General features: G+C 59.4%; 21 protein-coding genes and 1 pseudogene. 11 read left to right on the top strand and 11 right to left on the bottom strand.

Features of this window, described 5'->3' with window-relative positions:
• Positions 1–46: 46 nt before the first annotated feature.
• The 3 genes from BT204_RS00540 to BT204_RS00530 all read right to left on the bottom strand — a co-directional run bounded on the left by BT204_RS00540 (position 47) and on the right by BT204_RS00530 (position 2,146).
• Entirely contained in the window at positions 47–580 is a 534-nt protein-coding gene (locus BT204_RS00540; protein ID WP_003194866.1) for an REP-associated tyrosine transposase, read from the bottom strand.
• Between the two features lie 131 nt (positions 581–711).
• Entirely contained in the window at positions 712–912 is a 201-nt protein-coding gene (locus tag BT204_RS00535) for a hypothetical protein (RefSeq protein ID WP_054920783.1), read from the bottom strand.
• 193 nt (positions 913–1,105) lie between these two features.
• Positions 1,106–2,146: a threonine aldolase family protein gene (locus tag BT204_RS00530; RefSeq protein WP_003194862.1), complete on the bottom strand. Its 1,041-nt coding sequence runs from the start codon at positions 2,144–2,146 to the stop codon at positions 1,106–1,108.
• Between the two features lie 90 nt (positions 2,147–2,236).
• Here BT204_RS00530 and BT204_RS00525 point away from each other — a divergent pair, with 90 nt between their 5' ends.
• The 9 genes and pseudogenes from BT204_RS00525 to fdhA all read left to right on the top strand — a co-directional run bounded on the left by BT204_RS00525 (position 2,237) and on the right by fdhA (position 12,227).
• Positions 2,237–2,965 (top strand): TraX family protein, encoded by a 729-nt coding sequence (locus BT204_RS00525; RefSeq protein WP_072445573.1) that lies wholly within the window; start codon positions 2,237–2,239, stop codon positions 2,963–2,965.
• A 17-nt stretch (positions 2,966–2,982) separates the two neighbouring features.
• Positions 2,983–3,072: pseudogene (locus tag BT204_RS28010) on the top strand (outer membrane lipoprotein carrier protein LolA); the annotation flags it as partial.
• Positions 3,073–3,223: 151 nt separating this feature from the next.
• The gene (gene glyA / locus BT204_RS00515; protein WP_003194857.1) at positions 3,224–4,477 is read left to right on the top strand and encodes a serine hydroxymethyltransferase; all 1,254 of its coding nucleotides are present in this window, start codon (positions 3,224–3,226) and stop codon (positions 4,475–4,477) included.
• Between the two features lie 22 nt (positions 4,478–4,499).
• Positions 4,500–5,750, top strand: a complete 1,251-nt coding sequence (locus BT204_RS00510) for a sarcosine oxidase subunit beta (protein WP_003176546.1) — start codon at positions 4,500–4,502, stop codon at positions 5,748–5,750.
• A gap of 15 nt (positions 5,751–5,765) precedes the next feature.
• On the top strand, positions 5,766–6,068 hold the full coding sequence (locus BT204_RS00505) for a sarcosine oxidase subunit delta (protein WP_003194855.1): 303 nt from the start codon (positions 5,766–5,768) through the stop codon (positions 6,066–6,068).
• Positions 6,065–9,082 (top strand): sarcosine oxidase subunit alpha, encoded by a 3,018-nt coding sequence (locus tag BT204_RS00500; protein ID WP_072445571.1) that lies wholly within the window; start codon positions 6,065–6,067, stop codon positions 9,080–9,082. Before BT204_RS00505 ends, BT204_RS00500 begins: the two co-directional genes overlap by 4 nt.
• Before the next feature lie 136 nt (positions 9,083–9,218).
• Positions 9,219–9,851, top strand: a complete 633-nt coding sequence (gene soxG, locus BT204_RS00495; RefSeq protein ID WP_014720232.1) for a sarcosine oxidase subunit gamma — start codon at positions 9,219–9,221, stop codon at positions 9,849–9,851.
• A 125-nt stretch (positions 9,852–9,976) separates the two neighbouring features.
• The gene (purU, locus tag BT204_RS00490; RefSeq protein WP_005792124.1) at positions 9,977–10,834 is read left to right on the top strand and encodes a formyltetrahydrofolate deformylase; all 858 of its coding nucleotides are present in this window, start codon (positions 9,977–9,979) and stop codon (positions 10,832–10,834) included.
• 193 nt (positions 10,835–11,027) lie between these two features.
• Complete coding sequence (gene fdhA, locus BT204_RS00485) at positions 11,028–12,227, top strand: formaldehyde dehydrogenase, glutathione-independent (protein ID WP_014720230.1); 1,200 nt, start codon at positions 11,028–11,030, stop codon at positions 12,225–12,227.
• A 57-nt stretch (positions 12,228–12,284) separates the two neighbouring features.
• On the opposite strand, the gene BT204_RS00480 is transcribed toward fdhA, so the two are convergent.
• The 7 genes from BT204_RS00480 to BT204_RS00450 all read right to left on the bottom strand — a co-directional run bounded on the left by BT204_RS00480 (position 12,285) and on the right by BT204_RS00450 (position 18,816).
• Positions 12,285–13,502, bottom strand: coding sequence for an efflux RND transporter periplasmic adaptor subunit (locus BT204_RS00480; protein WP_072445712.1), 1,218 nt, complete (start codon positions 13,500–13,502; stop codon positions 12,285–12,287).
• A 40-nt stretch (positions 13,503–13,542) separates the two neighbouring features.
• Positions 13,543–14,952: a TolC family protein gene (locus tag BT204_RS00475; protein ID WP_072445570.1), complete on the bottom strand. Its 1,410-nt coding sequence runs from the start codon at positions 14,950–14,952 to the stop codon at positions 13,543–13,545.
• 4 nt (positions 14,953–14,956) lie between these two features.
• The gene (locus BT204_RS00470) at positions 14,957–16,156 is read right to left on the bottom strand and encodes an ABC transporter permease (protein ID WP_072445569.1); all 1,200 of its coding nucleotides are present in this window, start codon (positions 16,154–16,156) and stop codon (positions 14,957–14,959) included.
• Positions 16,156–16,866 (bottom strand): ABC transporter ATP-binding protein, encoded by a 711-nt coding sequence (locus BT204_RS00465; protein ID WP_034128873.1) that lies wholly within the window; start codon positions 16,864–16,866, stop codon positions 16,156–16,158. Before BT204_RS00465 ends, BT204_RS00470 begins: the two co-directional genes overlap by 1 nt.
• Positions 16,867–17,029: 163 nt before the next feature.
• Entirely contained in the window at positions 17,030–17,509 is a 480-nt protein-coding gene (locus BT204_RS00460) for a hypothetical protein (protein ID WP_054896760.1), read from the bottom strand.
• A gap of 229 nt (positions 17,510–17,738) precedes the next feature.
• On the bottom strand, positions 17,739–18,101 hold the full coding sequence (locus BT204_RS00455; protein WP_054920761.1) for a hypothetical protein: 363 nt from the start codon (positions 18,099–18,101) through the stop codon (positions 17,739–17,741).
• 256 nt (positions 18,102–18,357) lie between these two features.
• Positions 18,358–18,816 carry an anti-sigma factor domain-containing protein gene (locus BT204_RS00450; RefSeq protein WP_325168280.1) on the bottom strand — a complete coding sequence of 153 codons (459 nt, stop codon included), beginning with the start codon at positions 18,814–18,816 and terminating at the stop codon, positions 18,358–18,360.
• Positions 18,817–18,952: 136 nt separating this feature from the next.
• Between BT204_RS00450 and BT204_RS00445 the strand changes: the two genes are divergently transcribed.
• Positions 18,953–19,525, top strand: a complete 573-nt coding sequence (locus BT204_RS00445) for a DUF2780 domain-containing protein (RefSeq protein ID WP_034128869.1) — start codon at positions 18,953–18,955, stop codon at positions 19,523–19,525.
• On the opposite strand, the gene BT204_RS00440 is transcribed toward BT204_RS00445, so the two are convergent.
• Positions 19,522–20,406: an acyltransferase gene (locus tag BT204_RS00440; protein WP_072445568.1), complete on the bottom strand. Its 885-nt coding sequence runs from the start codon at positions 20,404–20,406 to the stop codon at positions 19,522–19,524. The genes BT204_RS00445 and BT204_RS00440 overlap by 4 nt on opposite strands.
• 171 nt (positions 20,407–20,577) lie before the next feature.
• Between BT204_RS00440 and BT204_RS00435 the strand changes: the two genes are divergently transcribed.
• The gene (locus BT204_RS00435) at positions 20,578–21,078 is read left to right on the top strand and encodes a retropepsin-like aspartic peptidase RloA2 (RefSeq protein WP_014720226.1); all 501 of its coding nucleotides are present in this window, start codon (positions 20,578–20,580) and stop codon (positions 21,076–21,078) included.
• Position 21,079: the final 1 nt, after the last annotated feature.

Genomic DNA, 21,079 nt, shown 5'->3' with positions numbered 1-21,079 from the left:
CCAGGACGCTCCGCGTCCCGTCGTAAGGGAAGGGGCACGCGGATCTTCAGAGCCAAGGTTGGATGTCGATCAGGCCTGGCATACCTGCATAGTTGCGCGCGCTGGAGTAGCGCCAGTGTTCAGCCAGGTCCACATAGCCCCGCTTTATGGGGTTGTGATGGATGTAATCAAGCTTCTGGCGCATGACTGCCTCGCTGTAAACCAACTCCGCATGTGAACCTTCCTGCCACAGTTGATAAACACGATCTGTCTTGTGTGCACGCTTGCAGAAACGCAGGCGCTGCAATACCCGCTCCGCGCCTTTGCTTTGCAGGTCGTCAATGATGGTGCGGGCGGTGAAGGATTTGAATTGGCTGACGCACTTTCCCAGATCGGGCGCTTGAGCAATAAAGTGCAAGTGATTTTCCAGGATGACGTAACCAAACAAGTTTAAAGCGTGGTTGCTTTGTTGATATCGCCAGCAATCCAGAAGATGGTCCACCAGGTAGTTGCGGGTGAAGAGGGGGAGCCATTCCATGACAGTGCAGGTGAGGAAGTGGGGTTTTTCGGGTTCGGTGATGACATAGCGGCTTCTGCCCACGTGTTCATCCTTGATTTCGGGTGGGCGCGGAGCGTCCGAGGAGGCATTCCCACGCGGAGCGCGGAAACGATCATGATTCAGCGTCGCGTCGCAGGTCGGGAATCTGCGACGCGAGCCTTAGGTGTTAACAGTTATTGGGCATAGATATGGACAACGAAGTGCTGGCCTGAGTTTGTCAATTCGTAGGCTTTGTCGTAGATGGTCAGCGTCCTTGATGACTCCTGAATGGTGTCCCCGACCTTGGCGTGTTTCCTGAACTCATCCCAGTCAATGACCGTGGTGCTAGTGCTGCCGCCGCTTTGCAGTGTGTTGCTATTGCTTTGATATTCCATGATAAAGCTCTCCATTGATGTGCCTTTGCCGCCGATTATTCGGCTGGCGGTGAAACCCGAAAGGTGGCAGTTATCGCTGCGTTTTCCTTGCGGGTAACAAGAGGCTAGACAATGAATGCGAGCTACGTAGCTGTCAGAAATATCAAAAAACAGTCTCGGCAATCGGCCAGTAAGGACTGGCCGGGGCCCTGCTTTAAGCGTTCATCACTTCCCGAATATCGGCAGCCAATTCCCTTACACGCTCTTCCTCGGTATCCCACGCACACATGAAGCGCGCACCACCTTTGCCGATGAAGGTGTAGAAACGCCAGCCCTTGGCGGTCAGCGCTGCAATCGCGGGTTCGGAGAGTTGCAGGAACACGCCGTTGGCCTGTACCGGGAACATCAATTCCACACCGGGAATATCCGCCACCAGGCTGCTCAACAATTGCGCGCAATGGTTAGCGTGGCGCGCATGCTTGAGCCAGGCGTCATTTTCCAGCAGGCCCACCCATGGCGCAGAAAGGAAGCGCATTTTCGACGCCAACTGACCGGCCTGTTTGCAGCGGTAGTCGAAGTCTTCAGCCAGTTTGTGATTGAAGAACAGGATGGCTTCACCCACCGCCATGCCGTTTTTGGTACCACCAAAGCACAGCACGTCGACGCCGGCTTTCCAGGTCAGGTCGGCCGGTGAGCAACCCAGGAATGCACAGGCATTGGCGAAGCGGGCACCGTCCATGTGCAGGTTCAGTCCCAGTTCCTTGCAGGTGGCGCTGATGGCGCGGATTTCTTCCGGGGTGTACACGCTGCCCACTTCGGTGGCTTGGGTCAGGGTGACTACGCGGGGTTTGGGGTAGTGGATGTCCTGGCGCTTGAGGGCGATCTCACGGATCGACTCCGGGGTCAGCTTGCCGTTTTCGGTGCGGGCAACCAACAATTTGGAGCCGTTGGAGAAAAACTCCGGCGCGCCGCATTCGTCGGTCTCGACGTGGGCAGTTTCCGAGCAAATCACGCTATGGTAGCTCTGGCACAACGAGGACAGCGCCAGGGAGTTGGCAGCCGTACCGTTGAAGGCGAAGAACACCTCGCAGTCGGTCTCGAACAGATTGCGGAAACCGTCGGCGGCGCGGTGGGTCCATTCATCATCGCCGTAGGCACGTTGATGGCCCTGGTTGGCTTGTTCCATGGCGGCCCAGGCTTCCGGGCAGATGCCGGAATAGTTGTCGCTGGCAAATTGTTGGCTCTTGTCGGTCATGGCCCGTTCCTGTGGTCGATGTTGGTGCGCACTTTACCCAAGATTGCCGGGGGCACGCACGCACTGTAAATGCAAAGTCGTTGGGGAATTATGCACGGTACTGAAACCTTGCCTGTCGGACCTGTCCGAGATGGCGCTTTGGATCTGCTCAAGTGGCTGGCGCTGTTGAGTATGGTGCTCGATCATTTGCGCTATGTGGGGCTGAGCCTGGATGGGCTATATGTGCTGGGGCGCCTGGCGTTTCCATGGTTTTGCCTGGCGATTGCGGCTAATTTGCACCGTGTCCGTTACGCCCCAGTGACGGGCCATTGGCGCTACCTGGGTTGGTTGCTGCTGTTCAGCGTGATCAGCGAAGTGCCTTATCGGATGTTCATCGAAGATGCCGATACCTTGAACGTGTTGCCGACCCTGGCGCTGGGCATGCTGGTTGCCCGAGGTTGGCAGCAAAAGGCGTTGGTTGATCGAGGATTGGCGCTGATCGCCGTCACAATGGCGGCCGTGTTTTCACACCAGTTGATGTTCGGTTTCTTTGGTGTATTGCTGCCACTGGCGATATTGCTGGTGTTTCGCCGGCCCTGGTATTTCAGCGTGCTGCCGGGTTTAGTCTGCGTCGCCGCCAATCAGTGGCAGATTCTGCTCAATAGCGGCACGCTTGTGGCGCTGTTGGGGTTGGCTGCATGTCTGATTGCGCCGCTGGCAGGATTGGTCTTATTGCGACATGGCAAAAACGCCAACCCCCCCGCCATGCGACGCTGGGCCTATGCCCTGTATCCCATGCATTTTCTTCTGTTGCTACTCGTTCGCAAGCTCATTGCCTAGCCCTTGTAGGAGCGAGCTTGCTCGCGAAAAACGTCAACAATAACGCGGGCTGCCTGATTGAACGCGGCGCCCTCAGGTTTTTCGCGAGCAAGCTCGCTCCTACAGTTTGTAGGCACCCAGTTAGCATTTGCTCAGGCCATGTCGTAAACGCACCTTTGCGTGGCGTGCGCAGGCATTTGGCCCGCACGCGCCAGCCCTACCATCGCATCAAAGGGCCCTGCGAGGGCCTCAACAATACGAAAGGCTGGGAGAGACGCGATGTTCAGCAAACAAGACCAGATCCAGGGATATGACGACGCACTGCTGGCGGCGATGAATGCCGAGGAGCAGCGCCAGGAAGATCATATCGAGCTGATCGCGTCGGAGAACTACACCAGCAAGCGCGTGATGGAAGCTCAAGGCAGTGGCCTTACCAACAAATACGCCGAAGGCTACCCGGGCAAGCGCTACTACGGCGGCTGCGAGCATGTGGACAAGGTCGAAGCCCTGGCCATCGAGCGCGCCAAGCAGCTGTTCGGTGCCGATTACGCCAACGTGCAACCGCACTCCGGTTCCTCCGCCAACAGCGCCGTGTACCTGGCGCTGATCAATGCCGGCGACACCATTCTGGGCATGAGCCTGGCCCACGGCGGTCACCTGACCCACGGCGCCAAAGTGTCATCCTCGGGCAAGCTGTATAACGCGGTGCAGTACGGCATCAACACCGACACCGGCCTGATCGACTACGACGAAGTCGAGCGCCTGGCGGTCGAGCACAAGCCGAAGATGGTGGTGGCAGGTTTCTCGGCCTACTCCAAGACCCTGGATTTCCCGCGCTTTCGTCAGATCGCCGACAAGGTAGGCGCGCTGCTGTTCGTCGACATGGCCCACGTCGCCGGCCTGGTCGCCGCTGGCCTGTACCCGAACCCGCTGCCTTACGCCGACGTGGTCACCACCACCACCCACAAGACCCTGCGCGGTCCACGGGGCGGTTTGATCCTGGCCAAGGCCAACGAAGAAATCGAAAAGAAACTCAACGCTGCGGTATTCCCCGGCGCCCAGGGCGGCCCGCTGATGCACGTGATCGCTGGCAAGGCCGTGTGCTTCAAGGAGGCGCTGGAGCCCGGCTTCAAGGCTTACCAGCAGCAAGTGATCGATAACGCCCAGGCCATGGCCGAAGTGTTCATCAAGCGTGGCTACGATGTGGTCTCCGGCGGCACCGACAACCACCTGTTCCTGGTCAGCCTGATCCGCCAGGGCCTCACCGGCAAAGAGGCGGACGCCGCCTTGGGTCGCGCCCACATCACCGTCAACAAGAACGCGGTGCCGAATGACCCGCAGTCGCCGTTTGTGACCTCGGGCCTGCGCATCGGTACCCCGGCGGTGACCACCCGTGGCTTCAAAGTGCCGCAGTGCGTCGAGCTGGCCGGCTGGATCTGCGACATCCTCGACAACCTCGGCGACGCCGACGTCGAGGCCAACGTGGCCAAGCACGTGTCTGCCCTGTGCGCTGATTTCCCGGTTTATCGCTGAGCGCGGTTTTGGAGTAATGACTATGCAACGCTACTCAGGCTTCGGCCTCTTCAAGCACTCCCTCAGCCATCACGAAAACTGGCAGAAGATGTGGCGCACGCCGACCCCTAAAAAGGTCTACGACGTGGTCATCGTCGGCGGCGGCGGGCATGGTCTGGCGACCGCTTACTACCTGGCCAAGGAACACGGCATCACCAACGTGGCGGTGGTCGAGAAAGGCTGGCTGGGCGGCGGTAACACCGCGCGCAACACCACCATCGTGCGTTCCAACTACCTGTGGGACGAGTCGGCGCACCTGTACGAACACGCCATGAAACTCTGGGAAGGTTTGTCCCAGGACCTGAACTACAACGTGATGTTCTCCCAGCGTGGCGTGTACAACTTGTGCCACACCCTGCAAGACATCCGTGATTCCGAGCGCCGAGTGAGCGCCAACCGCCTCAACGGTGTGGACGGCGAGCTGCTGAATGCCCAGCAAGTGGCTGACGAGATTCCTTACCTGGACTGCTCGAAAAACACCCGCTACCCAGTGTTGGGTGCCACCGTGCAACGTCGCGGCGGCGTGGCCCGGCACGATGCCGTGGCCTGGGGCTTTGCCCGTGCTGCCGATGCCTTGGGCGTGGACCTGATCCAGCAGACCGAAGTGATCGGGTTCCGCAAGGAAAACGGCGTGTGCATCGGCGTGGAAACCAACAAGGGCTTTATCGGCGCCAAGCGCGTCGGTGTGGTCACTGCCGGTAATTCCGGGCACATGGCTTCGCTGGCGGGCTTCCGCCTGCCGATCGAATCCCACCCGCTGCAAGCCCTGGTGTCGGAGCCGATCAAGCCGATTATCGACAGCGTGATCATGTCCAACGCGGTGCACGGTTACATCAGCCAATCCGACAAGGGCGACCTGGTGATCGGCGCCGGTATCGACGGCTACAACGGTTACGGCCAGCGCGGTTCGTACCCGGTGATCGAGCACACCATCCAGGCCATCGTCGAGATGTTCCCGGTGCTGTCGCGGGTGCGCATGAACCGCCAGTGGGGCGGCATCGTCGACACCACGCCGGACGCCTGCCCGATCATCTCCAAGACGCCGGTACCGAACATGTTCTTCAACTGCGGTTGGGGCACCGGTGGCTTCAAGGCCACCCCAGGCTCAGGCAACGTGTTTGCCGCCAGCCTGGCCAAGGGTGAAATGCACCCGCTGGCCGCACCTTTTTCCATCGACCGTTTCCACAACGGTGCGCTGATCGACGAACACGGCGCTGCGGCCGTCGCCCACTAACAGGAGAAATCCCCTATGTTGCATATCTTCTGTCCTCACTGTGGCGAACTGCGCTCCGAAGAGGAATTCCACGCGTCCGGCCAAGCGCACATCCCGCGCCCGCTGGACCCGAATGCCTGCACCGACGAGCAGTGGGGCGACTACATGTTCTTTCGCGATAACCCGCGCGGCCTGCACCACGAACTGTGGATCCATGCCGCCGGTTGCCGCCAGTATTTCAACGCCACCCGCGACACTGTGACCTACGAAATTCTTGAAACCTACAAAATCGGTGAGAAGCCTCAGTTCACCGCCAAGGCCTCTGGAGAGAAGGTATGAGCCAGATCAATCGCCTGTCCAACGGTGGCCGCATCGACCGTAATAAAGTCCTGACGTTTACGTTCAACGGTCAGAGCTACAAGGGTTTTGAAGGCGACACCCTGGCCGCAGCCCTGCTGGCCAACGGTGTCGACATCATTGGCCGCAGCTTCAAGTACTCGCGCCCAAGGGGCATCTTTGCCGCGGGCGCCGAAGAGCCGAACGCGGTGCTGCAGATCGGCGCCACCGAAGCCACGCAGATCCCCAACGTGCGCGCCACCCAACAGGCGCTGTACCAAGGCTTGGTTGCTACCAGCACCAACGGCTGGCCGAGCGTGAACAACGACATGATGGGGATTCTCGGCAAGGTCGGCGGCAAGCTGATGCCGCCGGGTTTCTACTACAAAACCTTCATGTACCCGCAATCGTTCTGGATGACCTACGAGAAGTACATCCGCAAGGCGGCGGGCCTTGGTCGCTCGCCCACCGAGAACGACCCGGACACCTACGACAACTTCAACCGTCATTGCGACGTGCTGGTCGTGGGCGCAGGCCCTGCGGGCCTCGCGGCTGCGCTGGCCGCTGCGCGCAGCGGTGCCCGTGTGATCATCGCCGACGAGCAGGAAGAGTTCGGTGGTTCGCTGCTCGATTCCCGCGAAAGCCTCGACGGCAAGCCGGCCACTGAATGGGTTGCCAGCGTCATTGCCGAATTGAAAGCCCTGCCGGACGTGGTGCTGCTGCCCCGCGCCACCGTCAACGGTTACCACGACCATAACTTCCTGACCATTCACGAGCGTCTCACCGACCATCTCGGTGATCGTGCGCCGATTGGCGTGGTGCGTCAGCGTATCCACCGCGTACGTGCCAAGCGTGTGGTGCTGGCCACCGGTGCGTGCGAGCGTCCGCTGGTGTATGGCAACAACGATGTGCCGGGCAATATGCTCGCGGGTGCGGTGTCTACCTACGTGCGTCGCTACGGCGTGGCACCGGGTAAAAAGCTGCTGCTGTCGACCAACAACGATCATGCCTACCGCGTTGCGCTGGATTGGTTCGATGCGGGCCTCACCGTTGTTGCGGTGGCCGATGCGCGCCACAACCCACGCGGGGCTCTGGTTGAAGAAGCTCGCGCCAAAGGCATTCGCATCCTCACCGGCAGCGCCGTGATCGAGGCCCGTGGCAGTAAGCACGTGACCGGTGCCCGCGTGGCAGCCATCGACGTCAAGGCGCACAAAGTCACCAGCCCCGGCGAGTGGCTGGACTGCGACCTGGTCGCCAGCTCCGGCGGTTACAGCCCGGTGGTGCACCTGGCCTCGCACCTGGGCGGCAAGCCGACCTGGCGTGAAGATATTCTCGGGTTTGTACCGGGCGAAGCACCGCAAAAGCGCGTGTGCGTGGGTGGCATCAACGGTGTCTATGGCCTTGGCGATTCCCTCGCCGATGGCTTTGAAGGCGGCGTGCGTGCGGCCAGCGAAGCCGGTTTTGCCCCGGTTGAAGGCACGCTGCCAAAAGCCTTGAGCCGTCTTGAAGAACCCACCCTGGCGCTGTTCCAGGTGCCCCACGAAAAGGCTACCGCACGGGCGCCAAAGCAATTTGTCGACCTGCAAAACGACGTGACCGCCGCCGCCATCGAACTGGCCACCCGCGAAGGTTTCGAGTCGGTGGAGCACGTCAAACGCTACACCGCGCTGGGCTTCGGCACCGATCAGGGCAAGCTGGGTAACGTCAACGGCCTGGCCATCGCCGCCCGTTCGCTGAACGTGACCATCCCGCAGATGGGCACCACCATGTTCCGTCCCAACTACACGCCGGTGACGTTCGGCGCCGTAGCGGGCCGTCACTGTGGGCATATCTTCGAGCCGGTACGCTACACCGCGCTGCAGGCCTGGCACGTGAAGAACGGCGCCGAGTTTGAAGACGTCGGCCAGTGGAAACGCCCGTGGTATTTCCCGCGTAACGGTGAAGACCTGCACGCCGCAGTGAAGCGCGAATGCCTGGCCGTGCGTGACAGTGTCGGCCTGCTGGACGCGTCCACCCTCGGCAAGATCGACATTCAGGGCCCGGATGCCCGCGAGTTCCTCAACCGCATCTACACCAACGCCTGGACCAAGCTCGACGTGGGCAAGGCGCGCTACGGCCTGATGTGCAAGGAAGACGGCATGGTCTTCGACGACGGCGTGACGGCCTGTCTGGCCGATAACCACTTCCTGATGACCACCACCACCGGCGGCGCCGCCCGCGTGCTGCAATGGCTGGAAATCTATCAGCAGACCGAATGGCCGGACCTCAAGGTGTACTTCACCTCGGTCACCGACCATTGGGCAACCATGACCCTGTCGGGCCCCAACAGCCGCAAGCTGCTGGCGGAAGTCACCGACATCGACCTGGACAAGGACGGCTTCCCGTTCATGACTTGGAAGGAAGGCATGGTGGGCGGCGTGCCGGCGCGGGTGTTCCGTATCTCGTTTACCGGTGAGCTGTCGTACGAAGTCAACGTGCAGGCCGACTACGCCATGGGCGTGCTGGAAAAGATCGTCGAGGCCGGCAAAAAGTACAACCTGACCCCGTACGGCACCGAGACCATGCACGTCCTGCGGGCCGAGAAGGGCTTCATCATCGTCGGGCAAGACACCGACGGCTCGATGACCCCGGACGACCTGAACATGGGCTGGTGCGTTGGCCGTACCAAGCCGTTCTCGTGGATCGGCTGGCGCGGGATGAACCGTGAAGACTGCGTGCGTGAAGAGCGTAAGCAGTTGGTGGGGCTCAAGCCGATCGACCCGAACGTGTGGCTGCCGGAAGGCGCGCAGTTGGTGTTCGATCCGAAGCAGACGATTCCGATGAAGATGGTGGGTCACGTTACCTCAAGTTATGCGCATAACTCCCTGGGCTATTCGTTTGCCATGGGTGTGGTGAAGGGCGGCTTGAAGCGCATCGGTGAGCGGGTGTTCTCGCCGCAAGCGGATGGCAGCGTGATCGAGGCCGAGATTGTGTCTTCGGTGTTCTTTGATCCCAAAGGTGATCGGCAGAACGTCTGACACCTGATCGTTCCCACGCTCTGCGTGGGAATGCATTCCGGGGCGCTCTGCGCCCCAAGGGCGGACGCAGAGCGTCCATGGCGGCATTCCCACGCGGAGCGTGGGAACGATCAACAGAATTCAGAACAGGTGCTTTATGACAGCAGCCAATGTTTACCAACAACGCCCCACCACCGGCGCCAAGGCCGAGTCGTCGCTGCACCATGCCGACCTTGCCAGCCTGGTCGGCAAGGGCCGCAAGAATGCCGGCGTGACCGTGCGTGAAAAGAAACTCCTCGGCCACCTGACTATCCGTGGCGATGGCCACGACGCCGCCTTCGCCGCCGGCGTACACAAGGCCGTCGGTATCGAACTGCCCGGCCCGCTGAGTGTGGTCTTCAAAGGTGAAACCAGCCTTCAGTGGCTCGGCCCGGATGAGTGGCTATTGATCGTGCCGAGCGGTGAAGAGTTTGCCGCCGAGCAAAACCTGCGCGCCGCCCTGGGCGACCTGCATATCCAGATCGTCAACGTCAGCGGCGGCCAGCAGATTCTTGAACTGAGCGGCCCGAATGTACGCGATGTGCTGATGAAGTCCACCAGCTACGACGTACACCCCAACAACTTCCCGGTCGGCAAAGCCGTGGGTACGGTGTTCGCCAAGTCGCAACTGGTGATCCGTCATACGGCTGAAGACACCTGGGAACTGCTGATCCGTCGCAGCTTCTCGGATTACTGGTGGTTGTGGTTGCAGGATGCCTCGGCTGAGTTCGGCCTGAGCGTTGTCGCATGATGATCATTCCCACGCTCCGCGTGGGAATGCATACCGGGACGCTCTGCGTCCCAAAAGCGGACGCAGAGCGTCCATGGCGGCATTCCCACGCAAAGCGTGGGAACGATCAGCCTGAGGAGTGACCCATGAGCCGCGCACCCGATACATGGATTTTGACCGCCGACTGCCCCAGCGTGCTCGGCACGGTGGACGCGGTCACCCGCTACCTGTTTGAGCAAGGCTGCTACGTCACCGAGCACCACTCGTTTGATGACCGCCTCTCGGGTCGGTTTTTCATTCGTGTTGAGTTCCGTCAGCCTGACGGCTTTGACGAACAGGCGTTCCGCGATGGCTTGGCCACCCGTGGTGAAGCCTTTGGCATGATCTTCGAACTGACGGCGCCGAACTACCGGCCCAAAGTGGTGATCATGGTCTCCAAGGCCGATCACTGCCTCAACGACCTGCTGTATCGCCAGCGCATCGGCCAGTTGTCGATGGACGTAGTCGCGGTGGTGTCCAACCATCCCGATCTGAAGCCCTTGGCTGATTGGCACCAGATTCCCTACTACCATTTCCCCCTCGACCCCAACGACAAACCGTCCCAGGAGCGCCAGGTGTGGCAAGTGGTGGAAGACACCGGCGCCGAACTGGTGATCCTTGCGCGCTACATGCAAGTGCTGTCACCAGAGCTGTGCCGCAAGCTGGACGGCAAGGCCATCAACATTCACCACTCATTGCTGCCGGGCTTCAAGGGCGCCAAGCCTTATCACCAGGCGTACAACAAGGGCGTGAAACTGGTGGGCGCCACGGCGCATTACATCAACAACGATCTGGATGAAGGGCCGATCATCGCCCAAGGCGTGGAAGTGGTGGATCACAGCCACTATCCCGAGGATTTGATCGCCAAGGGGCGGGATATCGAAGGGCTCACATTGGCGCGGGCGGTGGGGTATCACATCGAGCGGCGGGTGTTCTTGAACGCCAATCGCACGGTGGTGCTCTGACTGACGCCTTCGCGAGCAAGCCCGCTCCCACATTCGACAGCATTCCAAGGTTGGAACCCGATCCACTGTGGGAGCTGGCTTGCCTGCGATGAGGCTCTTACAAGCAACACAAGAAACAGCATCTGTACCCGAGCACTTAACGCGCTGCCCCAAGGGCAACGCAGTTCCATAAAAACAACAGCGAGGTGAAAGCATGTCTGGTAATCGTGGTGTCGTGTATCTCGGCAACGGCAAGGTCGAAGTACAGAAAATCGACTATCCCAAAATGCAGGACCCCCGTGGCAGGAAGATTGAGCACGGCGTCATCCTGCGCGTGGTCTCCACCAACATCTGCGGCTCCGACCAACACATGGTGCGCGGGCGCACCACGGCCCAGACCGGCCTGGTGCTCGGTCATGAAATCACCGGTGAAGTCATCGAGAAGGGCAGCGACGTCGAGAACCTGAAAATCGGCGACCTGGTGTCCGTGCCGTTCAACGTCGCGTGCGGCCGCTGCCGTTCTTGCAAGGAACAACACACCGGCGTCTGCCTGACCGTCAACCCGGCCCGTGCCGGTGGCGCCTACGGCTACGTGGACATGGGCGACTGGACCGGCGGCCAGGCCGAGTACGTGCTGGTGCCGTATGCCGACTTCAACCTGCTGAAACTGCCGGACCGTGACAAGGCCATGGAGAAAATCCGTGACCTGACCTGCCTCTCCGACATCCTGCCCACTGGCTACCACGGCGCTGTTACTGCCGGCGTCGGCCCAGGCAGCACTGTCTACATCGCGGGTGCCGGCCCGGTGGGTCTGGCGGCTGCCGCCTCCGCTCGCTTGCTGGGTGCAGCGGTGGTGATCATCGGCGACGTCAACTCGATCCGCCTGGCCCACGCCAAGGCTCAGGGTTTTGAAGTGGTCGACCTGTCCACCGACACCCCGCTGCACGAACAAATCGCCGCGCTATTGGGCGAGCCCGAAGTGGACTGTGCCGTTGACTGCGTGGGCTTCGAAGCACGCGGCCACGGCCACGACGGCGTCAAGGCCGAAGCCCCGGCCACCGTGCTCAACTCGCTGATGGGCGTGGTACGTGTGGCAGGCAAGATCGGTATCCCAGGCCTGTATGTGACCGAAGATCCAGGTGCTGTCGATGCCGCCGCAAAAATGGGCAGCCTGAGCATTCGCTTTGGTCTGGGCTGGGCCAAATCCCACAGCTTCCACACCGGGCAGACGCCAGTGATGAAGTACAACCGCCAACTGATGCAGGCGATCATGTGGGACCGTATCAACATCGCTGAGATCGTCGGCGTGCAGGTGATCAGCCTTGATGATGCGCCACGTGGCTATGGCGAGTTCGATGCGGGTGTACCGAAGAAGTTTGTGATTGATCCGCACAAGCTGTTCAGTGCGGCGTAAAGGCAAAGCAAACAAAGGGCGACCCGCGGGTCGCCCTTTGTTTAACAAAGACGCGCATCATTCTCGCGATGAGCTGCCAAGGCTCACCTGTCCGGGTGCAAGACCAAAAACTTCTACGCCCTCGGCGTTGGCATGGCCCACCTCTACGATCCGGCGTTCAATCGGCTGGCCCTCGCCTTTACGGTAAATCACGACCATTTCACTGCCTTCCTGGCTTATCGCTTCGGGCGCCACGATGATGGCCTGTTCATTGTGGTAGGTCGTGATGTTCAGGCGTGCGCTCATACCGGGACGGATACGCTTGGCCTGTCCTGGCGTCAATGCCGCCACGCTCAGTGTGACGGGAAACAGTGCACTGTCACCGGGGTCATCGCTGGGCAAGGCCAGGTTGCCGACCGCTTGCACATGGCCAAGCAGCGGCTCGCCGAGAAATCCATCACCCAGGATTTCAACGCGCTGTCCCGGTTGCAGCTGGTTGATATCCAGCTCGGATGCCGTAGTGACGATCTTCAGTGTTTCGGTATTGGCCAAACCCAGCAGAGCCTGATTCTGACTGACCCTTGAGCCGGTCTGTACGAGAGGCGTTACTTCGGCCCCTTGTGCGGCATTTACAGGAACAATAACGCCGGTGAACGGTGCTACCACGACTTGTTTGGCAATCAACCGTTGCAGCTGTTCGTACCTCACCGTGGCATTGGTCAGCTCCATTTCGGCAATCTGCCGAGCCTGCCCTTTCCCTTCGTCTAATAACGCGTTCAGCTCGTTTTGAGCGCTGCTGCGTTCAAGTCGTTGCAACTTCGTTTGCTGCTCCAGTTCGTCAAGTTCGTTGCGCGCAATAATGCCGCGTTCGAACAGATGGCGGTTTTCTCGTAGCCTGCCTTCCAGGTTGCTCAGTGAGATGTCGGCGGTGCGTAACGCACGACGCGCTCGTGTGACTTGAGTGCCATTTTCCCAATTGTTCAACTCGTGCACGGTTCGTTGGGCTTTGAGTTGCCCGGACAGGGCTTCGCGTAACTGCAGCTCGATCAGCGTAGGGTCCATGCTCAGAAGCGCTTGGCCTTTCTGTACCCACTGGCCCTGTTCGGCTTCGAGGGACTGGATAACGCCTTCGAATGGTGCGTTGAGCACTATGGTTTGGATAGGCTCGAATTTTCCGACCAGGCCGATATGTAGTGTCATTGGCTTGGTTTGCACGCTCACCCATTGCGGTGCGGGGGGCGGCGCAATCGCAACTTTTTTCACGATCAATGCAGCGCCAATCAACGCTATCAGCATCATCGAACCTATGCGCCAATAGTGCGAGTGACAGGCCTTTTCAGTGTGGGCCTTCAAGTGCAATCTCCCATTTTTCCAAGGTCATGCCGAGGGTTTCGTCCAATTGCGTCTGGGCGTTCAGATAAGCGATGAGTGCGTTGATACGTGCATTTTCCGCATCGCGCAGATCGTTTTCGAAACTGATGATTTGAAAATTGCTGGAGCGCCCGACGCTGAGTTTTTCGCGCTCGATGTCCAGCTTGCGCGTGGACAGTTCGTTGGCACGCAGGGCGATTTCATATTGACGCCAGCGGGTGCCAAGTTCGCGCACTACGTTGCTGACGTTGCGTTCCAATTCTTGACGGGCGTCGGCGATTAGCAACTGCTGTTGTTCTACATTGATACGCGCACGTGTCTGCGCTTGGCGGGTGCTGATGTCGCCGATGGGGATTTCCAACTGAAGGCCGGTATAGCTTTCCCAGCGCCGAGCAGAGCCGGTGCCTGGGTGCTCACGCACCTGACTGGCACCCGCCACCAGAGAGAGGTCCCAGCGAGCGGCATCCTTGGCGAGGATCATGTCCAACGCGGCCTGCTGGCCATTGAGCAATGTGGAGAGGTACTGAGGTTGCTGAGCTTGCGCCAGGTGTATGGCTTGTGGCAGATCGACCTCCAGTGGAGTTGCCTGTACGGCCTCGGTGGCCTGAATGTTCGTGGACAAATCCAGTGCCAGCAGACGCAGCAGGGCGAGGCGTTGAATATCCAGCTGGTTTTGCGCTTCTTCGACACTCAGTTCCTGGACGGCGATGTCAGCTTCGGTCTGCACGATTTCAAATTGAGCCATGCGCCCGGCGTTGATCAGTGCTTTGTTCACCGTCAACAAGGCCTGCGCCCTTTGAAGCGACGCCTGGACGATGCCCAGTTGCTCCTGAGCCCTGATCAGCTCCCGATAGGTTGTGATGATGGTGGAGACCGTTTGAGAAACATTCGCCTTGAGGTTCAGGCGGTTGGCTTGCTCTGACAGTCTTGCGAGCCGCAGGGGGGCGGTGGTGACATCCGGGCCGGATCCGCGCAATAACGGTTGGATTATTTCCAGGTTTATCCCGTCGCTGCGCAGGTGGCCCACCTGCTCGGAATGGTTGAGCTGCTGGGCCCATCCCACGTTCAAGCGCGTGCCGTACTGTCCGAGCAACGTAGCCGTGGGGGTAAGTGCGAGTTGACGAGCTTGGTCTTCGCTGCTTCTGATGTTTGTGTATTCACTCTTGAGCAAGAGTTTTGGCTTGAACGCGTCCTCAGCCACGCGCAGGTCGAATTTTTGGCCCTCCCTTTGCAAGTAAGCGCTGCGTATTTCACGGTTGTTGCGCAGGCCAAGGTAAAGGGCATCCGCCAGACTCATGCCGATAGTCTGCTCGCTTAACAGCGAGGAGGCTTTGGCATTCTGGACACACAAGAAAAACGCTGCGGTCAGCACCAAGTATCTACTCGTCTTCACGCAGCGCTTCCACAGGTTGTAGCCGCGAGGCGGAAAGGGCGGGGTAAAGCCCAAAAAACATACCGACTACTATCGCGCTGCCAATGCCCAACGGCACCGACATTGGCGACAGCGCGAAGCTCCATCCCGATACACGGGCATAAATGAGGGCCAAGCCGACGCCCAGGATGGCTCCGGTAAGTGCTCCCAAGGTGGTCAAGGTCAGTGCTTCGATCATGAACAGGTTGCGGATATCGCGGGGACGAGCGCCCATGGCCATGCGCAAACCGATTTCTCGACGCCGTTGCGCGATGCTCATCAGCATGACGTTCATCACCCCGACACCACTGGTGATAAGCGAAATGCCAGCGAGGGCGGCTAGCAGATAGGTGAAGGTTCGATTCTGTTGGGACAGGCCGTCGATGATCTGCTGGGGGACAAGAACGTCGATGTCCTGGCCGGGAAATAGCTGTCTTAATCCGTGTTTGAAGTCGGACGCTACGCTACCAATAGGACGCGCGCCCGGAGCACGTGCGAAAACGTGGGTGACTGGCGCCCAAGCTTGTAGTCGGCTGACACCTTGCAGTGGAATAAACATGGAGGTGTTGGGGTCGAACGGAGCAATCGCCGACGCAAACCGTGGATGCAGAACGCCTATGACTTGGAACAGTGCATGTTGCACTCGTAGTGTGTCGCCTATGCGCACCGGCGTGCCAGCGCTGGAGAGTTCATCGGCGAGCTGGCGGCCTATCACTGCATGAGTGGTTTGGTCATCGAATTCGCTCAGAAAACGCCCTTCATGCACTTCCAAGCCCAACGCCTGTTTCAGTGGGGGCGTTGAGCCGATCAGTTGGATAGAAATGTCGCGCCCCTTGAACGTCACTGAGTTGCCCATCAGGGCAACGGGTGCAATGTTCACTAAATCAGGGACTTTATTGCGCAGTTGAGTAATGCCTGCGGGCAGCGGCGAGGTTTGCCTCGTATCTGCGGCATTTGAAACCTGTGCAACTAGTGTATCGACACCCATTCCCTGGAAGATTGCAGCGGCTTCTTCGGCGGCGTTGTGACCGATATTGATGAGGGCGACCACCGAGCAGCTCCCCATGACGACGCCGAGAAGGGTGAGCACTGCGCGTTTGCCCAAGGTCCGCAGGTTTGTTCTGACGTCATGTATCAGGTCGCGAAAAGTTTGGCTCCCGCCGCTCATCAGTTCTGACACGGTTCGTGCTCACGCAGGGTTCGGTCCTGAACGAAGATTTGTCTGTCCAGGCGCGCGGCGATGTCTAAATCATGGGTGACGACAATCAGCGTGACGCGGTGCTCACGATTGATTGCCAGCAACAATTCCAGAATGTCGTTTGCCGTGCGGCTGTCCAGATTGCCAGTGGGCTCGTCCGCGAGAATCAGGGAAGGCTCCCCCACGAGAGCTCGCGCAATTGCGACTCGCTGTCGTTGGCCGCCAGACAGATCGGCGGGGAGGTGATGTGCCCGGTGGCTGAGGCCGACCTGGTCGAGTCTGTGCATGGCACGCTGCAGGGCTACTCGCCGGCCAAGGCCACGGTAGGAGAGAGGCAAGGCGACGTTGTCCAGTGCGCTGAGGCGTGGCATCAGGTTGAAGTTCTGGTAGATGAAACCTAGGTGTCGGTTGCGTAACACGGCCAGTTGATCCGGTGTCGCCTTGGATGTGTCGTGTCCGTAAAACTCATACCGCCCTTCATCAGCCCGGTCCAAGAGGCCGAGTATGTTAAGTAATGTGCTCTTACCTGAGCCCGAAGTGCCAAGTACGGCACAGTGGTCACCTGCGTTTATCTGCAAGTTTATGTTCTCAAGAATTGAGATGGGCTGTTTGGCAAGTTGATAATGCTTGCATACGCCCTGCAGCGAGAGGGCGAGCGGGGGGGCAGGAATCACGAGCATTTGAAGTTCAGGATGTTCGATAAAGGAGGCGGGATGGCGACAATGTATTTGACTGTTCGCATGCAAACAAAAAACCGTGTGCGAGTTGTCTTTTCATTGGGCTAGGTGCCTGACGCCGGTGCTTTTGTAAATGCAAGAGCACCAGCGGCGAACAATCAGCGGCTTAGATCGAGATAAAGCATCTAGGGTCGGACCCGGACTTATCAAATATCATCTCAATTTCTGCACTTCGCAAACCGGGGTTATAGTTGGCCATTTTCAAATCATGCCATTGCCTGTCCTGCTTCATGGCATCTGCTGACTTTGTCACGCGGGTTCCATTTCGGCTGACGGTCTTTATATTGACATTGGCTTTGCTTCTGTCGGTGTGCCCGTCGGTTTTCACAATTCGGTACCTGTCTACGCGCACGTAATGTATGGTACTTCCGCTACCGGCAATAACGCCTTGAACGTAGCCGACAAACTTCCCAGTGCTGCATGAATGAGAAAATGCTGATTCAGTGACAGCTTGATTTGAGAAAGAGTTTCCAATCGGAACAGTGATGGTGCCGATAGCGCTCGCTAACCCGCTCGCACTTGCAACGGCCGGAAGGCCGAACAGCGCAATTGCAAGTAGTCCGGGTTTTAAGAAGGATTTAAACATGTCGTTCTCCGAAAAATTCATTGCTGTTTTCGGCACTTCGTGAGGGGCCTGGCCCGTGGCTTGGTTGTTGTTAGAACGGGTTGGCTGCAGTCTGATAGTTTTCTATTGTTAGTTAAGTAGGACTTGTCTGAGGTTTGCTATTTCCAGCAAACCCGCTTCTACAGGTTCTTTGGAAACTGCCAGTTGATGCGCAAGCAAACAAAGGGCGACCTGCGAGTCGCCCTTTGCATCACTTAAGCGCCGTCAACCGCAAATAGGGATCGGCCACCTCACCGTTTTTTATCAAACGTTTTCCACCGTAATCACAGTGCACCTTACCGTCGCGCACGTTGATGGCTTCTGCCTGCAGTGCGTATTCCGGGTCCAGAAAATCATCGTTGGTCCCGGCGGTTTGCCCCGTCCATGTTTTGCCTTGGGTTTGGGCTGAATACTGATAGCCCTCGCCATAGGGCGGCGGCAGGTCGGGGTCTGTGTAGGGTTTTGAATGGATGTCGCTGACGGCAGGGCATTGGCCCGTGTCGACGGCTGCGTTGCTGGCTGGCAGGTTGTAGGCGGTGACTAGGGAAAAGAGATTAGGTACCCATCCGATCATCGTTATAACTCCTTGTCCACGAGGTAGTCCTCCCTGCTCTGCGTTGGGAGGCCGATCTGGGTGGGGCGTTACACGGGTTAGGTTCCTTGGAAGCTGCTACAGCAGGTTACGGGACATGCAACGGGTCGGCCGGTGAGTCTGCAAATGAGACCATCTCTGGGAGCAGGCTCGCCCGCGAAGGCGATGTGTCAGTCACTGCATTATCGCTTTCGCAGGCAAGCCCACTCCTACATTTAAACCGAGTGTCAGCCGGTGATTAGCGCGTGGCCAGGGCGCCTTGGTAGACGGTCGGCCCTGTCGGTTGCTTGCTCACCGAGCCACCCTTGGTTTCCGAACTCACCATCAGCTCCACCGGCTTGCTGATGCTTTCTTGCTGGCGCGGATTCAGGCCGATGATGCCTTTGCCATCCTCCGGCAGCAGGCCAAGGGATACCGGTGTGCCGTCTTTGGGAAGCGCCCAGAGTTCAAGGCTTTGGTCCGGTGCTGGCGCCGTGGAGGCAATCGGCTGCACTTCCAGGTAATCCTTGTGGGCCATGATTTGTGCGGCTGGCTGCTGGGTCGTGGTCACCAATGTCGCCGCGGATTTGACGCTGTCCTGGGTGTAGAGCGCGCCGCCGATACCGGCAACCACCACCACGCAGGCGCCGATGAACAGGCGAGGGCGGCTCCAGAACGCAGGCTTGTGCTCAATCACTGGGGGTTGGATCGCAGTCATAAGTCTCTTCTCGACAAATTTTGTAGTCAGTTCATGGACCCGCTTATCCCCGATGGGTTCCTCAGGGGCTCCGGAACAACCGACGGGATACCCAGTCCAACGCCTGCGTTTACCCCTATACCCAGAGGTTGTGTCGATGAAGATTTCACGCGGTTTTGCCCTGTCCTGCCTGTTGACCGTGGCCGCCGGCCCGGTGTTCGCCGCAGGTTTCAGCCTTGGCGATGCAGCCAATGCCATTTCCGGCATGCAGGGTGGCAACAACAAGGCTGCCGCCGCCGCGCCCACCTCGGAGACGGCCGACCTGCTGACGGCCTTGACCTCGCAACTGAACATCACCCCCGAGCAAGCAGTGGGCGGCACGGGCGCCATGCTGGGTCTGGCCAAGAACAAACTCAGCGGCAACGACTTCTCGCAGTTGAGCAGCACTGTACCGGGCCTCGACAAGTTGTCAGGTAATAACGCATTGGGCAGCCTCGGAGCCCTGAGCGGGATGCTCGGCCAAACCGGTGGCAGCAAGACCAGCGGCCTGGACGGCCTGTTGGGCAACGTGAAAAGCACCAATGACTTGAACACCGCCTTCAGCGCATTGGGCATGGACAGCGGCATGGTCGGCCAGTTTGCCCCGGTGATCCTGAAATACCTGGGCGGCGAGGGGGCCAGCAGTTCCGTGCTGGGCAAATTGGCTCAGGCCTGGGGCACCGGCAGCTAAGGTTGTTGGCGCAGTTGTTCGATGCGCGCATCCTTTTCCATCCAGAGCTGGTTGACCCAGTTCTGGACGGTCTGGCGAAACGCCGGATCGTTCTCGTAATCCCCTTGCCACAACGCCGGGTCCAGTTCGCGGGTACGGATATCCACGATCACCTTCGGCACTGCGCCGCTGATCAAGTCCCAGAACCCCGGAATCTTTTGCTGCGGATACACCACGGTCACGTCGAGGATCGCGTCCAGTTGTTCGCCCATCGCCGCGAGCACAAATGCCACGCCGCCCGCCTTGGGCTTGAGCAATCGGGTAAACGGTGACGCCTGCTGCTTGCGCTTGGCCTCGTTGAACCGCGTGCCCTCCAGGTAATTGACCACCGTGACCGGCTGGCGCTTGAACAGCTCGCAGGCCTCTTTGGTGATCTTCAAATCCTGCCCCGCCAGCTCCGGGTGCTTGGCCAGGAACGCCTTGGTGTAGCGTTTCATAAAGGGGTAATCCAGCGCCCACCAGGCCAGGCCGAGGAAGGGCACCCAGATCAGTTCTTTTTTCAGGAAGAACTTGAAGAACGGCGTGCGCCGGTTCAATGCCTGGATCAGCGCGGGAATATCGACCCAGGATTGGTGGTTGCTGATCACCAGGTAAGAGGTATCGCCGCGCAGGTCTTCGCCACCGCGAATATCCCATTGGGTGGGGATGCACGCGGCGAAGATCAGCTTGTCGATCTCGGCCCAGGTTTCGGCGATCCACATCACCGCCCATGAGGCATAGTCACGCGAGCGCCCTGGCGCCACCAGCTTGAGCAGGGCGAAGACCATCAAGGGGCCGATCAGGATCAGCGTGTTGAATAACAGCAGCAGTGTAACCAGACAGCCGGTGAGCAGGCGGCGCATAAGCAACTCTTGGAATTCTGTGGGCGGGCCATGATAAGCAAGGTGAGTCTAGAGGCCAAATCGCAAATTGCCCGACGAATGTTTCACACTGTGCGCGATATGCTCGGTCATCCAACTAAGTGCTGTGTTTGCGGTCTAGACTCCGCCCACTTCTTTCGAGGAAATCCTGCCGTGAAATTGCTCCTTGCCGCGTTCGCCCTGGTTGCTGTGCCTGTCATGGCCGCCGAACCGACCCTCTACGGTCGCTACGAATACATCCAGTTGCCGGAGATCGGCCAGACGTTCAAGGCCAAGATGGACACCGGCGCGCTGACCGCCTCGCTGTCGGCGCGCGACATCGAAACCTTTCAGCGCGACGGCGATGACTGGGTGCGCTTCCGCCTCGGCGGTGAAGACGCGGGTAACAAGGTCTATGAGCACAAGGTGTCGCGCATCAGCAAGATCAAGAGCCGCGCCGACGAAGATGATGACAAGGACGAAGCCAGTGTGGCCAAGCGCCCGGTGATCGATCTGGAGATGTGCCTGGGCGACGTCAAGCGCACCGTCGAGGTCAACCTCACCGACCGCAGCAGCTTCAACTACCCGCTGCTGATCGGCGCCAAGGCCCTGCGTGAATTTGGCGCTGCGGTAAACCCGGCACGTCGCTACACTGCCGACAAACCGGACTGCTGAT

The organism is Pseudomonas sp. NFPP02, from assembly GCF_900119355.1.
In the GTDB taxonomy this organism is placed as follows: Bacteria; Pseudomonadota; Gammaproteobacteria; order Pseudomonadales; family Pseudomonadaceae; genus Aquipseudomonas; species Aquipseudomonas paracarnis.
The sequence above is the reverse complement of the archived record's forward strand: the minus strand, read 5'-3'. Positions and strand labels throughout refer to the sequence as shown.